Source organism: Mycoplana sp. BE70, from assembly GCF_031455855.1.
Lineage (GTDB): Bacteria > Pseudomonadota > Alphaproteobacteria > Rhizobiales > Rhizobiaceae > Mycoplana.
The window spans coordinates 58,518-74,370 of the sequence record NZ_JAVDTM010000006.1 but is presented as its reverse complement, the minus strand read 5'-3'; the positions used below and the strand labels follow the sequence as shown (position 1 = coordinate 74,370).

The following is a 15,853-nucleotide window of genomic DNA, read 5'->3' as shown; positions in this document are numbered from 1 at the left end:
ATCACCCCTGCGGCGTCAGATGCCGGCGGGCGGCCTTTCTCTGCAGGCCGAGCCGGTGCTCGCGGACGATGATGAAGATGCCTGCGGAAATCACGATCGTCGTGCCAACCAGCATCGTCAGCGTGGGAATGTCGTCGAAAAGCAGGTAGCCGAACATCATGCCCAGCACGATCGACGTGTACTCGAACGGGGCGATGGTGGAGACGTCGGCGTAACGGTAGCTTGCCGTCAGCAGCAATTGCGCGACGCCGCCGCAGAAACCGGCAAGTGCCAGCAGCGTCAGCGCCATTCCACTGAGCTCCACCCAGCCGAAGGGCAGCGTCGCCAACGAGAAGACGGCGGCCGACAAGGAGAAATACAGCACGATTGTCGGCGTCTTCTCCGTCTGCACCAGCTTGCGCACAAGCACCATGGCAACGGCGCCAAGCGTCGCCGAGGCAAGAACGGCCGCAGCCCCGAGTGCCTCCGCCATTCCGACCGCGCCTTCGCCGAACAGCGTCAGGCGCGGAAAGGTGATGATCGAGACCCCGAGCAACCCGACCAGCACCGCCGACCAGCGATAGATCCCGACCGTCTCCTTGAGAAAGACTGCTGCAATCATTACCGCAATCAGGGGCATGGCATAGCCGATCGCGATCGCTTCCGGCAGTGGAAGATGGATCAGTCCGTAAAAGCCGAAGCTCATCGATACGATGCCGACGAAGCCGCGCGCCAGATGGCCCGGCAGGTTGCGCGTGCGGAAGGAAGCAACGAGTTCCCCGCGCGCTGCGAGAAACAGCACGATCGGCACCATGGCAAAGGCGGAACGGTAGAAGGTGATCTGGCCGGTGGTGATATCCTTGCCGGCCGCCTTGATCAGCGTCGACATGCAGACGAAGATCACCACCGAGGAGACCTTGAGGAAAATCGCCTTCATCGGCTGCTGTTCGGCGAATTCCATGGGAAAGTCAGTCTCTTCCGTGGCCGGAGGCCGGCATCGATCATGCGAGGCAAATCATGTCCGCCGATACTAGCGCCGCATTCGTGAAAGAGGGATCAAAATTCGTGATGCGGCAGCACAGCTTTTGATGCTCTCGCTGCTCCTTTGGCTTTCCGAGAAAGCGCGCCAAGCCCGTTGGATGAGAGGATACACAATCGCTGCTCGGGCGATCCGACGCGGCCGGCTCAGCCGCCGTTCAGTAACGCCCAAACCTTCTGCGGCGTCGCCGGCATGTCGATGTGGTCGATGCCGCGTGCGCGAAACAGGGCGTCCACGACCGCATTCATCACCGCGGGACAGGAACCAATCGTCGCGGCCTCCCCCGCCCCCTTGATGCCGAGCGCATTCGTCGTCGAGGGAACGTTGCGGGTGTCGAAGCGGAAGAACGGCAGTCCCTCGGCGCGCGGCAGGCCGTAGTCCATCAGCGTCGCGGTCAGGAGTTGGCCCTCGGGTGAATAGACCGTCTCCTCGTTCAGGCACTGGCCGATTCCCTGGACGATACCGCCATGCACCTGGCCGAGCAGGAGGATGGGGTTCACTGTCAGCCCGAAATCGTCGACGACCTGGTAGCTGGCGATATCGACATGGCCCGTATCGGGATCGATCTCGACTTCGACGATATGGGTCCCATTCGGATAGGTGGCCTCGTCCTGCACGATGTCGGAGACGGAAATCAGGTCGTCCTCGGATTTCGCTGCAGCAGCGATCCCGGCAAAGCTCAGCGCCTGGTCGGTGCCGACCACGCGCGCCTCGCCAGCGACCAGTTCGATGTCCTCGGCCGCAGCCTCCAGTTCGTCGCCGGCGATGCGCTTCATCTTCTCGGCCAACCCTTCGCTGGCGGCGGCAACGGAAACGCCGCCAAGCGGGATCGAGCGCGAACCACCGGTTCCCCCGCCCCTCTCCAATTCGGCCGTATCGCCCTGGCGCACGATGATCTTGTCGAAGTCGATGCCGATCTTGTCGGCGATGAACTGGCTGTAGGCAGTCGCGTGCCCCTGCCCGTTCGTCTGCGTACCGATGAAGAGCGTGATGGTGCCGTCGCCGTTCAGTCTCAGCTTGGCGGGCTCGGAGCCGGCAAAGGCGCAGGCCTCGACATAGGTCGACATGCCGATGCCCCGGATCAGCCCCCTCGCCGCGCTCTGGTCCGCGCGCGCGGCAAAACCGTCCCAATCGGCAAGCTCCATCGCCTTGGTCATGTGGCCGTCGAACTCGCCGACGTCATAGAGCCGTCCGCCTTGGGTCTTGTAGGGGAACTGTTCGGGCCGGATGAAGTTGCGGCGCCGGAACTCCGCCGGCGACAGGCCGGTTTCGCGCGCCGCCTTGTCTACGAGCCGCTCGATCGCGTAGGCCGCCTCCGGCCGCCCGGCGCCACGGTAGGCGTCGACGGGCGTGGTGTTGGTGTAAAAGGCGCAGATGTGCATGTCGAGCAGCGGAATGTCGTAGACGCCCGTTGCCATGATCGCCGCCATCGTCGGGATCATCGGCCCGTACTGCGAGAGATAGGCGCCCATGTTGGCATCCATCCGGATACGCAGCGCCGTGATCTTGCCGTCCTCGTCCATGGCAACTGCGGCATGCACGATGCTGTCGCGCCCATGCGAGTCGGCCAGGAAATGCTCAGCGCGGCTGCTGACCCATTTCACCGGCCGTCCGAGCCGACGGGCGGCCTCCATCACCAGCGGATACTCGCGGTAATTGAAGGCCTTGGTGCCGAAGCCGCCGCCGACGTCCGGGGTGATGACGCGGATCTTGTCGGGCGGCATGCGGAAGACGTGCCCGGCGAGCGAACCGCGCACCCCATGGACGCCCTGCGAGCCGCTGGTCAGCGTGAAGCTCTTGCTTGCCGCGTCCCATTCGCCGAGTGCTGCGCGCGGCTCCATGTAGTTGGCGACGAGACGGTTGTTGACGAGCGCGATCTCAGTGACACGGTGGGCCTTCGCAAACGCTTCTGCCACCGGTGCCGGGTCGCCGGTCTGATGTTCGTAGACCAGATTGGTGCCGAGTTCCGGCCATACCAGCGGCACGGCGTCGCCTGCGGCAACCGCCCGGAGCGAGACATTCGCCTCTTCCATCTGCCAGTCGAGTTCGATCAGTTCGGCGGCGTCCTCGGCCTGGTCCTGCGTATCGGCGACGATGAAGGCCACGGCATCGCCGACGTGGCGGACGCGGCCGCGGCAGAGCACGGGGGCATTGCGCACGTCATGCTTGCTGCCATCCGGCTGCACGATCCGGGCAAGGCATGGCACGTCGCCGAGATCGGGGATGTCGTCCGCCGTCAGGATCAGGTGGACGCCGGGCGCCTCTCGTGCGGCGTCAAGCGACATAATCTCGAACGTCGCGGCCGCATGCGGCGAGCGCAGCACGTACCCGCGCAATTCATCCGGACGCGCAATGTCGCTGGTATAGGAGCCTTCCCCTTTGAGCAGGGGGAGATCTTCCTTGCGCAGCGCGGAGGCCCCCACTCCGAATTTCGGTGTAGCGATCGTCATGCCGGTCGTGTCCTGAGGTTTTGCCAAAAGCGGTCGCGACGGCGCGCCGTCATCTCGTGCAAATGTTAGGTCACGCTCGTAAAATGTCGAGAGGCACCACGGCATTATTCCTCAAAATGAAAGGAACACCCGCGCGTGTGGCAATGAGATGTTAAGTCACAACCCATATCAAAAGAGCGAGCCTAAGACCAATCCGTCCTTTTCCCCTTGTCCAGTTGCGTTAAAACGGGACAGACTGAAGGACACGAACAGGACATACCATGCGCACTGAGAGCGGCCGGATCATCCATCTGACAGACTACCGCCCGACAGACTTCGTTCTTGAACGCGTCGACCTCACCTTCGAACTCGATCCGACCGAAACCAAGTGCACATCGCGCATGCTGTTCCATCGACGGGAAGGCGCCGCTCCTGACGCTCCGCTGGTCCTCGACGGCGACGAACTGAAGATGACCGGCCTGCTGTTCGACGGCATGCCCATGGAGCCGGAAAGGTTCACCGAAGAGAACGACACGCTGACGATCCGCAACCTGCCGGAAACGGGCGCCTTCGAGATCACCGTCGACACGGTGATCAACCCGGAAGCAAACACTCAGTTGATGGGCCTCTATCGGACGAACGGCATCTATTGCACCCAGTGCGAGGCCGAAGGGTTCCGCCGCATCACCTATTTCTACGACCGGCCGGATGTGCTCTGCGTCTATACTGTCAATATCATCGCCGACAAGGAAAGCTGCCCGCTGCTGCTGTCGAACGGCAACTTCCTTGGCGGCGCCGGCTATGGCGAGGGCAAGCACTTCGCCGCCTGGTTCGACCCGCATCCCAAGCCCAGCTACCTCTTCGCCCTCGTCGCCGGTGACCTCGGCGTGGTCGAGGACACGTTCACGACCATGTCCGGCCGCGAAGTCGCGCTGAAGATCTATGTCGAGCATGGCAAGGAGCCGCGCGCGACTTACGCGATGGACGCTCTCAAGCGCTCGATGAAATGGGACGAGGAGGTGTTTGGCCGCGAATACGACCTCGACATCTTCATGGTGGTCGCCGTCTCCGACTTCAACATGGGGGCGATGGAGAACAAGGGGCTCAACGTCTTCAACGACAAGTACGTGCTCGCCGATCCGCAAACCGCGACCGACGCGGACTACGCCAACATCGAGGCGATCATCGCGCACGAGTACTTCCACAACTGGACGGGCAACCGCATCACCTGCCGCGACTGGTTCCAGCTGTGCCTGAAGGAAGGGCTGACGGTCTATCGCGACCACGAGTTCTCCGCCGACCAGCGTTCGCGCGCCGTCAAGCGCGTCGCCGAGGTGCGGCATTTGAAGTCGGAACAGTTCCCCGAGGATGCCGGCCCCTTGGCCCACCCGGTCCGGCCGACGATGTATCGCGAGATCAACAACTTCTACACCACGACGGTCTACGAGAAGGGGGCCGAGGTCACCCGCATGATCGCCACCATCCTTGGGCGCGACCTCTTCAAGAAGGGCATGGACCTCTATTTCGAGCGCCACGACGGAGACGCGGCGACAATCGAGGACTTCGTCAAGTGCTTCGAGGACGCCAGCGGCCGCGACCTTGGCCAGTTTTCGCTCTGGTACCACCAGGCGGGGACGCCTCTCGTCACCGTCAGCGGCGCCTTCGATCAAGCCAACGGAACTTTCACGCTGTCGCTCGAGCAGATGGTGCCGCCGACGCCGGGACAATCCGCCAAGGAACCGATGCATATCCCGCTGCGCTTCGGGCTTCTTCTCCCCGACGGAAGCGAAGCGACGCCGACCTCGATCGACGGTGCCGAAGTCACTGGCGACGTCCTGCACCTGACCGAGCGCAAGCTAACCGCCAGCTTCGCCGGACTCACAACCCGGCCGGTCGTCACCCTCAACCGTGACTTCTCCGCGCCGATCAACCTGCACTTCGAACACACACCCGCGGATCTCGCCCACATCGGCCGGCACGACCGCGATCTGTTCGCGCGCTGGCAGGCGCTGAACGACCTCGCGCTGCCGAACCTGGTGGAGGCGTCGCGCAACGCACGCGCCGGCACGGCCATTGCCGTGAATTCGCTCCTGTCCGACACGCTCATCGAGATCGCCGCAGACGAGACATTGGAGCCGGCCTTTCGCGCCCAGATCCTGGCGCTGCCGAGCGAGGCGGACATCGCTCGCGAACTCGGCAGCAACAACGATCCCGACGCGATCCGTGCCGGCCGCGAAGCCGTCCTCGCCTTCCTGGCGAGCGAAGGGGCAGCACTTTTCACCACGCTCTTCGACCGCCACGACAGGAAGGGCAGCTTCACGCCGGATGCGGCAAGTGCCGGCCATCGGGCGCTTCGCAATGCCGCCCTGGGCTATCTCGCCATCGCCGATGGCCAGCCGGCCCGGGCCGCTCAAGCCTTTGCCGGCGCAGACAACATGACGGACCTGAGCGCAGCACTGACGGTGCTCGCCCATCGCTTCCCCGAGGCGGAGGAAACGCAGGCGGCGCTCGAGACCTTCCGTGCGCGCTTCGCCGAGAACGCGCTCGTCCTGGACAAGTGGTTCGCGATCCAGGCGACGATACCTGGCGAAGGCGCATTGGGTCGAGTGCAGCAGCTGATGCAGAGCCCGCATTTCAATGCAGCGAACCCGAATCGCGTGCGCGCATTGGTCGGCACCTTTGCCTTCTCCAATCCGACCGGCTTCAATCGCCTCGACGGCGAGGGCTACCGCTTCCTGGCATCGCAGATCCTTCAGATCGATCCGAAGAATCCGCAACTGGCCGCCCGCATCCTCACATCGATGCGCTCCTGGCGCTCTCTGGAGGGCGTGCGTGCCGAGCATGCGATGAACGCGCTGCGACAGATTGCAGCCGGCGAGAAGCTTTCCGCCGACGTCGCCGACATCGTCGAGCGGATGCTGAACGGCTGAGAAGCGGCGCGAAAGCACATGCAAGCGTAGCCGGCGGCGGAGGGCGCCGCCGGACTATGACTTCTCAACCCTCAAAACTGGTTAAGAAACCCTTACCTTTCCTCTGGACAAGGCGAATCGCGAATGATTCATTAGCTTAGATTCGGACGGGCGATTTGCCGAATCACCAAGACGGAACAGGGTGTTGGATATGGCGGACGCGCAACGGGGACGCGCAGCCGAGGGGCGGATTCGTCTCAAATTTTCAGGTGTGGCAGCCTGGGACGAAAATCTGGCGGGTCACGCCCGGATCTTCGCCGGTCCGGCGACGTTGCGCCTGTCGCGTGCGGAGCCGGTTCTCAAGCGCTCGCTCCCGATCCTGATCGTCGCCTTCCTGCTGGTGGTCGGCATTTCACGGCTGGCCGGCATCCTGCTGGAGCATCAGCGCATGGATGCAGGTGTGCGTGACGGCACGGCGCTGATGGCTGTCGCCGTGGGTGCGGTGTTTTCCGTAGACGAAGGCGCCCTTTCCGACGGTCAGCGCAACGAGGTCGAGCGCGCGCTCACCGCGCACTTGCCGCAAGACCGGCTTCCCGAGGGAGCCCTGGTGCTGTTCGTGCAGAAGAGCGGCCGCATCTTCGCCAGTTCGCTTTCCGGCGCCGGCTTCGTCGGCATGTCAGTGGCGCGGGTCGCGCCCGACGTCGCCGCCGCCCAGTATTTCGACGAGCCGTCCGGGGTCATGCAGGCCCGCATCGGCGATGTGGAACACTATTTCTCGATCATAGACGGCTCCAAGGGCGGAGGCTATGCGATCGTCGCCAGCCCGCTCGACGGGGTCGAGGCCCAGTGGCGCAGCGAACTGTCGCTGAACGTCACGCTCTTTGCCGGAATCTCGGCCATCCTCGGCTTCACCCTCTATGCCTACTTCCTGCAGTCGAAGCGTGCGCGCGATGCGGATGCGATCTTCGCCGAGTCCAACTTGCGGGTCGAGACTGCGCTCGCGCGCGGCCGTAGCGGTCTTTGGGACTTCGACCTGTCTGGCAGGCGACTGTTCTGGTCGCGCTCCATGTACGAAATGCTGGGCATGACGCCGCGCGACAACTACCTGTCCTTCGGCGAGGCGGCCAGGTTGATGCATCCGGACGACGACGGCATTTACCAGGTTGCCCGCGCGGTGGCGAAGGGCGAGGCGCGCCAGGTGGACCAGGTGTTTCGCATGCGCCACGCCGACGGGCACTACGTCTGGCTTCGCGCCCGAGCACAGCTGATCCGCATGTCGTCCGGCCGGGCGCACATGATCGGTATCGCCATGGACGTGACCGAGCAGCATCGACTCGCTGAGCGTTACCAGGAGGCCGATCAGCGGCTCGCGGCCGCGCTCGAATGCACGTCGGAAGCATTTGTCCTCTGGGACAAGGACGACCGCCTCGTCATGTGCAACGCACACTATCAGCAGGCCTACGGTTTGCCGGACGAAGTGCTGGTCCCCGGAACCGAACGCATCGTCGTGCTCGCCGCGGCGGCCCGGCCGGTGATTGCCCGCCGAATCGCCGACGCCAACCGCACCAACAGTTCCCAGACGTCCGAGGTCCAGCTTGCCGACGAGCGCTGGCTGCAGGTGAACGAACGACGCACCCACGACGGCGGCCTCGTCTCGGTCGGCACCGACATCAGCATGATCAAGCGTCACCAGGTGCGCCTGCGCGAGTCCGAACGCCGCCTCGTCGCCACCATCGGCGATCTTTCCGCCTCGCGCGCCAAGCTTGAACGGCAGACGTCGGAGCTTTCTGTCGCCAACGCGAACTATCAGGCCGAGAAGGAGCGCGCCGAGGCCGCGAACCGGGCAAAATCCGAATTCCTCGCCAACATGTCGCACGAGCTGCGCACGCCGCTGAACGCGATCCTCGGCTTCTCGGAGATCCTGCAGAACCAGATGTTCGGTCCACTCGGCTCGGAGAAGTACGACGAGTATGTCCGCGATATCCATGAAAGCGGCCGGCATCTCCTGAACGTCATCACCGACATTCTCGACATGTCCAAGATCGAGGCGGGACACATGCGCATCAGTTGCGATGCGATCGACCTCGCGCCGCTGGTGGACGAGACCCTGCGCCTCACCGCCGTGCAGGCGCAACAAAAGGACATCCGTGTCGAGCAGCAGGTCTCGTCTGGCCTTTCGCTGATCGCCGACCGACGGGCGATGAAGCAGATCCTGCTCAACCTTCTCTCCAATGCCATGAAGTTCACCAATGACGGCGGCAGGGTCAGGGTGCGGGCACAGAAGCGCGACGGCGCTGTCACCGTGACAATCGCCGACACCGGCATCGGCATCCCGAAGGCAGCCCTTGCCAAGATCGGCCAGCCGTTCGAGCAGGTGCAGAGTCAATATGCCAAGAGCAAGGGCGGCTCGGGGCTCGGGCTTGCCATCTCCCGATCGCTGACCCGGCTGCACGGGGGAAGCATGCGCATCTTCTCCGAGGAGGGCAAGGGCACGATCATCTCCGTGCGCATTCCCGATCGGGGCGTCGTCATCCTGCCGGGCAAGACCCGCGCCTGAACTCTCAGACCTGACCGCGCTAGGTCAGGCCTTGATCGTCGCCTGGAAGATCCGCCGCACGGCCTTCGACAGACGGCGGATCTCGCTATCGAGCGTGCGCAGGTCCGGGCTATCTCCAGCCCGGCAAACGAGATCGATCAGTCCCGCGGGCGCCTCCTTCGGATCGAACGGCCCGGCGATGCAGAGCCGCACGATCTGGGAAATCTCCGTATAGAGCCGCAGAGCCTGTTCGAGGATCTCCAGGTCATTGACATCCAGCTGCCCGCCGGCAACGGCGGAGAGCGCTTCTGCGGTGGGAAGCGCCTGTTCCGGCAGGCCGACACGGCGCGCCGGCGCAACCAGCATCAGGAACTGCGCGATGAACTCGATATCCACCAGTCCGCCCGGGATCAGCTTCAGGTCCCAGATGTCCCTCGGCGCCTTTTCTTCCTCGATCAAGGCGCGCATCTCGCCGACGTCCTTGGCGATTGCGGCAACATCCCGCTGGCGATCAAGGATTTGGCGGATCGTCGACTGCGCCTCGCTTGCCAGGCCCTCGTCGCCGCAGATGACGCGGGCGCGGGTCAGCGCCATATGCTCCCAAGTCCAGGCCTCCTCCTCCTGGTATTTGGCAAAGGAGGCAATGCGGGTCGCAACCGGCCCCTTGTTGCCGGAGGGCCGAAGCCGCATGTCCACCTCGTAGAGCACGCCCTCCGAGGTGGGCGCCGAAAGGGCCGAGATCAGTCGCTGCGTCATCCGCGCGTAATAGCGGGTGGCGTCGAGCGGCTTGGGACCGACCGACTCGGTCGCGGCCGATCCGTCATAGTCGTAGAGCAGGATCAGATCGACGTCGGATCCGTCCGTCAGCTCGAAACTGCCGAGCTTCCCCATGCCGACCACGGCCACACGCCCGCCCGGGAAGGCCCCATGCGCCGTCTCGATCTCTCGTCTCACCGCCTCCAGTGCCGCCTCGACGATCAGGTCGGCCACGTGGGTGAAGGCACGCGCAGCCTGCCGCCCGCCAATGGCTCCGGTGAGAAGGCGGATGCCGATCAGGAAACGCTGTTCGGCGGCAATGATGCGCAGCCGGTCGAGAATGTCCTCGTAGTGTCGCGCGCCGGCGACGAACCCCTTGATGCGCTCGGCCAGGTAGCTGCGCGTCGGCAGTTCGGCTAGGAGCGTGGGGTCGAGCATGCCGTCGAACACATGCGGCCGGGCGGCGATGATCTCCGCCAGCCGCGGCGCAGACGACATGATGTTGAAGATCAGCGACAGCAGTCGCGGGTTGTTGCCGAGCAGGGAAAAGAGCTGGATCCCCGCCGGCAGGCCGGAAATGAAGTGGTCGAAGCGCAGCAGCGCCTCGTCCGCCCGCTTGCTTTGGCCAAAGACCCTTAAGAGGTCCGGCGTCAACTCGGTCAGCCGCTCTCGCGCCTCGACGGACTGCGTGGCCCGGTAGCGGCCGTAGTGCCAGGTTCGGATCGTCTGCGAGATCGCCTCAGGCCGCTCGAAGCCGAGCTTGCGCAGCGTCTCCTGCGTATCCGGGTCATCGCGCTGGCCGGTGAACACCAGGTTGCCGCCGTCGGTCGAAAGCTTCGCCTCCTGTTCGAACAATGCGCCATAGCGCCGCTCGACCGTCTTCAGCACGTTCACGAGTGCAGCGGAGAATTCCGCCGTGTCGGCAAAACCCATCATGTAGGCGATGCGCTTCAGCTCGCTTTCGGTGTCCGGCAGTAGATGCGTCTGCTCGTCGCGCACCATCTGGACGCGGTGTTCGACGTCACGCAGGAACCAGTAGGCCTCGGTCAGTTCCTCACAGGTGGCTTCATCGATCCAGTTGGCGCTCGCAAGCTCCCGGAGCATCGGCTCCGTCGCGCGCAGCCGCAATGCCGGCATCCGGCCGCCGGCGATCAATTGCTGCGTCTGCACGAAGAACTCGATCTCGCGAATGCCGCCTCTCCCGAGCTTTATGTTGTGTCCCTTGACGGCGATCTCGCCATGCCCCTTGTGGACATGGATCTGGCGCTTGATCGAATGAATGTCGGCGATCGCCGCGTAATCCAGGTATTTGCGGAACACGAACGGCGTAAGTTCCCTCAGGAACCGCTCGCCGGTATCGACGTCACCCGCAATCGCCCTGGCCTTGATAAAGGCCGCTCGCTCCCAGTTCTGCCCGCGCCCTTCGTAATAGAGCATCGCTGAATCGACGGTGATCGCCAGCGGGGTCGCGCCCGGATCCGGCCGCAGTCGCAGGTCGGTCCGGAAGACATAGCCATCGGCGGTCCGTTCCTGCATGATCCGGATCAGACGGCGAACGAGCCGCGCGAAGGTCTCCGTCGCCTCGCTGCGGTCCACCACCACGTCGGCCTGCGGATCGAAAAAGACGACGAGATCGATGTCGGAGGAGTAGTTGAGTTCGGCCGCGCCCAGCTTGCCCATGCCAAGCACGATCAGCCCGGAGCCTTGGCTCGGCCGCGCGGCGTCCTTCAGTTTCAGCTTGCCACCAGCATCGGCTGAAAGCAGCAGATGGTCGACCGCCGCCGATACGGCGGCCTCGGCAAGATCGCTCAGCAATCGGGTGGTCTGCCGGCCGTCGATCAGCCGGCCGAGGTCGGCCATCGCGGTCAGGAAGGCGACCTTGCGCTTGGCCTGACGCAACCGCGCCATGACCGCAGCCTCGCTGGTATCTTCGTGAAGTGTTGGATCCCATGCCCGGCGCGCAGTGGAAACCGCCTGACGGATCTGCGGCAAAAGGGGCTCGCTGATCGCCAGGGAAAGCAGTTGCGGGCAGACCCGCGCCGTGTCGCGAAGATAGGGCGAGAGCGCGAGTGCAGCGACGACGAAGTCCTTCAACGCCCCTTCGGAGGAGAGAAGTTCCGCCACGTCGGAATGTGCGCGTGCGATGTCCTTCAGATCCGAGAGTGTCGCCTTGGCTTCCGTTTGGCTGGGCACTCGGATCGGGGACGTCTCGATGTCGCCCAGGCGTGTGGTCTCGGCAAAGGTCATCGTTCCCCCTGAATGCGCTTATGCCTCCACCGTCTATCAGGCCCCGCCTCTGCCCGCCAGCGTCAAGGGAAAATGCATCGTTGCCGTGAGGCCGCGCTCACCATCATCCGAAGCGGTGGCTCCGAGCTCCAGATGGCCATGATGCACTTCCATCACCGCCTCCACCAGAGACAGGCCCAGGCCGGTGCCGGGCTTGGTGCGGCTCCCGTCCAGCCGAACGAAACGCTTCAGAACATCGCTGCGGTGCTCCGGGGGAATACCGGGACCATTGTCGGCCACAGCGACCATGGCACCTTCGCCGGCCCGCGCGAGGCTGACCCTGATATGCGCATCCGGCCCGCCCTCGGCGTATTTGATCGCATTGTCGAGCAGGTTTCCGAGCGCCTGGCCGATCAGTTCGCGGTTGCCGGTGATCTTGATCCCGGCAGCAATCTCGGACGTGACCGACAGGCCGGCCTCCTCTGCCGCAGGCTCATAGAGCTCGACGCAATCCGCCACGATCTCGGTCAGGTCGACAGGCCCCATCTCCGCCACTGCCGAACCGGCTTCGACCCGCGAGATCATCAGAAGGGCGTTGAAGGTGCGGATCAGCTGGTCGGATTCCGCAATCATCTCGGACAGGGCTTCGCGGTAGTCGGGCACTCTCGCATTACCGGCAAGGGCCGCCTCCGCCTTGTTGCGCAGGCGCGTGAGCGGCGTCTTGAGGTCGTGGGCGATGTTGTCGGAAACCTGACGAAGCCCTTCGTTGAGCTTCTCGATCCGCTCGAGCATCGCATTCAGCGATTCCGAAAGGCGATCGAATTCGTCGCCGGAGCCGCCGACTGGAAGGCGCTGTGTCAGATCACCGTCCATGATGCGTTGGCTGGCGTCCGACATACGGTCCATGCGCCGCAATGCATTGCGGCCGATCAGGTACCAGATCGCCAATGCTCCGATGCCCATGATGCCGAGCGCCACAACGAGCGCCTGCCGCACCAGGCCGCGGAAATTCTCCGGCTCGCCGAGATCGCGGCCAACGAGAATTCGCAAGCCGTTGTCCAGCAGGAACACCTCCGCGCGCGCAACGTGACGCTCCGAACTGCCCTCATCCTCGAAGCGCTGATAGCGAAAGGACGTTTGCGTCCAGCCCTCTTGGTCCATCACGCCTGGCTGCAGTGAAAACACGTTGCCCGCAAGGATCTCTCCTGTCGGGCTGGCGATGACGTAGAGGTTGGCGCCGGGCTGGCGCGCTCGCCGTTCGAGTGTCCTGAGCAGTCCATTCATGCCGCCGGCGGCATACATCTGCTTGATTTCGCCGACCTCGATCGAAACGGTTTCCCGCATCTGCTGCTTCAGTAGGCCCTCCGACATCGATGTCACGTAGAACACCAGGAAGGCAGCGCAGGCGGCAAAGAGCAGGATGTAGAGGGCGGAAAGGCGAACCGCCGTGGTCCGGAAGAGCGTGGAGAACCCCGAGCGCATTTTCAGGCGGACACCTCGTCCTTGATCATGTATCCGGCGCCGCGCACCGTGCGCAGCAGCGGCTGATCAAAATCCTTTTCGATCTTCGAACGCAGCCGCGAGACGTGCACGTCGATCACGTTGGTCTGCGGATCGAAATGATAGTCCCAGACGTTCTCCAGCAGCATGGTGCGCGTCACCACCTGGCCGGCGTTTTTCATCAGATACTCGAGCAAGCGAAACTCGCGGGGCTGCAGCAGTATCTCCTTGCCGCCGCGCCGCACGACATGGGCCAGCCGATCCAGTTCGAGATCGCCGACGCGGTAGGTCATGTCCTGATCGGGGGTGCCCTTGCGGCGGCCGAGCACCTCCACGCGAGCGAGCAGTTCACTGAACGCATACGGCTTCGGCAGGTAGTCGTCGCCGCCGGCGCGCAGGCCGGTGACACGATCGTCCACCTGTCCCAGCGCGGAAAGAATCAATGCCGGCGTGTGGATGCTTTTCGCGCGCAGTTCGGAGATCAGCGACAGACCATCCCGCCGGGGCAACATCCTGTCCACCACGAGCACGTCGTAGCTGTTCTCCGATGCCAGAAACAGGCCGCTGTCGCCGTCGGAAGCGTGATCGCAAACGATTCCTGCCTCGCGAAACGCCTTGCAGAGATAGGCGGCGGCGTCCAGATCGTCTTCAACAATCAATATCTTCATGGCCGGACCTTACACGTGTTGGCATCCACTTGAACAGACCGCCGCAACGGTGGCGATCGGGACGCGAACGCCGCGAAATCTTGCGATTTCGCGGCGCAGCAGATCGAACTGTGCGGATCAGCCCTGGTCGATCGGCAGGGCAAGGAAGCGGCTGCCGTCATCGGTTTCCACCTGGAACAGCGCCTTGGAACGACCGTCCTTGCGGGCCTGGTCGATGACCTTGGTGATGTCGTCCGCGGACTTGACTTCCTGGTTGTTGACGGTGGTGATGCGATCGCCTTCCTTCAGGCCACGATCGCTGGCGTCGGAGTCCGGGTCGACCGCGGCCACCATGACACCGTTGCCGTCATCGGCTGGGCTGACGGAAATGCCGAGATCGGCAAGTTCCTGTTCGCTGGACTGCTGTTCGTCGGGATTTGCCTGCTGTTCGGAGGCGGAAGCCTGCTGATCGCTTTCCAGCTTGCCGATCTCCACCTTGACCGTTTCGGACTTGCCGTTCCGCCAGACCGACAGATCGACATTGGTGCCCGGCTTGACCACGGCGACGCGCTTGGCCAGATCGCGCGGGTCCTTGACGGTGTCGCCATCGAGCGCGGTGATCACGTCACCCTTCTTGATGCCGGCCTTCTCGCCCGGCGAGCCGGACTGCGGCTCGACCACCAGAGCGCCCTGCGCGTCGGCCAGGCCGAGCGATTCGGCGATGTCCTTCGTCACCGGCTGGATTTGCACGCCGAGCCAGCCGCGCTCGACCTTGCCGTCCTTCATCAGTTCGGCGACCACGTCCTTGGCGACCGAGGCGGGGATCGCGAAAGCGATGCCGACATTGCCGCCGGAGGGCGAGAAGATCGCGGTGTTGATGCCCACCACCTGGCCGTCGAGGTTGAAGGCCGGGCCACCCGAGTTGCCGCGGTTCACGGCAGCGTCGATCTGCAGGTAGTCGTCATAGGGGCCCGAACCGATGTTGCGGCCGCGGGCGGAGATGATGCCGGCCGTCACGGTGCCGCCGAGACCGAACGGGTTACCGACGGCCACGACCCAGTCACCGACGCGGACCTTGCTGTCGTCGGCGAAATTGACATAGGTGAACTTGTGATTTTCCTTGTTGTCGACCTTGAGGACCGCGAGGTCGGTCCGGCTGTCCTTGCCGACCAGCTTGGCATCGAGTTCCGTGCCATCATTCATGATGACGGTGAAGGCCGCGCCTTCGTCAACAACGTGATTGTTGGTGACGATATAGCCGTCTTCGGAGATGAAGAAGCCGGAACCCTGCGAGGTCGGACGGAGATGCCCCTTGCGCTTGCCGCCATCCTTGTCGCCGAACTGGCGTGGCGCGCGCTGGCCGCCATCCTGGCCGCCGAACTCGCGGAAGAAGCGCTTGAGCGGATGGTCGTCCGGCAGTTCATCAAAGCCGCGGCCGCCGAAATTGAAGCTGAAATTGCCGTCATTCTCGACCGGCTTGACGTCGGACTGAACGCGGACGGATACGACGGCCGGGGAAACGGCATCGACGACATCGCCGAAGCTTGCAACCTGCGGTGCCGTGACCTTGACCGGCTCGGCAAAGGACTGGGCGACGCGGGCCGGGATGCCGGTTGATAGCATCACTGCTGCAAGACCCGCGACAGTCGAGGTCTTCAGGACCGTCTTGAGCGAGGGACGAAGGGAGTTTTGCGTGAACATCGCGGATGCCTTTTCTCTGTGGTCGTTCGAAGAAATTCGATGTCCCAGAGATAGGATCCCAAACCTTACGGCACACTGTCCGCGACATGAATTTTTAGTAATCTTCGCAAAATGCTGAAACAAAAGGGCTT

Annotated in this window: 8 protein-coding genes; 2 read left to right on the top strand and 6 right to left on the bottom strand. The window is 63.8% G+C overall.

Annotated features, from left to right (window positions below; all coding sequences use genetic code 11):
• Position 1: 1 nt before the first annotated feature.
• Both J2Y48_RS12485 and J2Y48_RS12480 read right to left on the bottom strand, forming a co-directional pair.
• Positions 2-940 (bottom strand): DMT family transporter, encoded by a 939-nt coding sequence (locus tag J2Y48_RS12485; protein WP_310418028.1) that lies wholly within the window; start codon positions 938-940, stop codon positions 2-4.
• Between the two features lie 224 nt (positions 941-1,164).
• The gene (locus J2Y48_RS12480; protein WP_310418025.1) at positions 1,165-3,468 is read right to left on the bottom strand and encodes a xanthine dehydrogenase family protein molybdopterin-binding subunit; all 2,304 of its coding nucleotides are present in this window, start codon (positions 3,466-3,468) and stop codon (positions 1,165-1,167) included.
• Positions 3,469-3,728: 260 nt separating this feature from the next.
• Here J2Y48_RS12480 and pepN point away from each other — a divergent pair, with 260 nt between their 5' ends.
• Together pepN and J2Y48_RS12470 are read left to right on the top strand one after the other, a co-directional pair.
• A complete protein-coding gene (pepN, locus tag J2Y48_RS12475; RefSeq protein ID WP_310418022.1) occupies positions 3,729-6,377 on the top strand; it encodes an aminopeptidase N in 2,649 nt (882 codons plus the stop codon).
• A gap of 190 nt (positions 6,378-6,567) precedes the next feature.
• The gene (locus J2Y48_RS12470) at positions 6,568-8,913 is read left to right on the top strand and encodes an ATP-binding protein (protein ID WP_310418018.1); all 2,346 of its coding nucleotides are present in this window, start codon (positions 6,568-6,570) and stop codon (positions 8,911-8,913) included.
• 24 nt (positions 8,914-8,937) lie between these two features.
• Here the strand turns inward: J2Y48_RS12470 and J2Y48_RS12465 are convergent, their stop codons facing one another.
• From J2Y48_RS12465 to J2Y48_RS12450, 4 genes are all read right to left on the bottom strand, one after another.
• On the bottom strand, positions 8,938-11,895 hold the full coding sequence (locus J2Y48_RS12465; protein ID WP_310418015.1) for a bifunctional [glutamine synthetase] adenylyltransferase/[glutamine synthetase]-adenylyl-L-tyrosine phosphorylase: 2,958 nt from the start codon (positions 11,893-11,895) through the stop codon (positions 8,938-8,940).
• Positions 11,896-11,931: 36 nt separating this feature from the next.
• A complete protein-coding gene (locus J2Y48_RS12460) occupies positions 11,932-13,356 on the bottom strand; it encodes a HAMP domain-containing sensor histidine kinase (RefSeq protein WP_310418011.1) in 1,425 nt (474 codons plus the stop codon).
• 2 nt (positions 13,357-13,358) lie between these two features.
• Complete coding sequence (locus J2Y48_RS12455; RefSeq protein ID WP_310418008.1) at positions 13,359-14,042, bottom strand: response regulator transcription factor; 684 nt, start codon at positions 14,040-14,042, stop codon at positions 13,359-13,361.
• 117 nt (positions 14,043-14,159) lie between these two features.
• The gene (locus tag J2Y48_RS12450; RefSeq protein WP_310418006.1) at positions 14,160-15,722 is read right to left on the bottom strand and encodes a Do family serine endopeptidase; all 1,563 of its coding nucleotides are present in this window, start codon (positions 15,720-15,722) and stop codon (positions 14,160-14,162) included.
• Positions 15,723-15,853 lie beyond the last annotated feature (131 nt).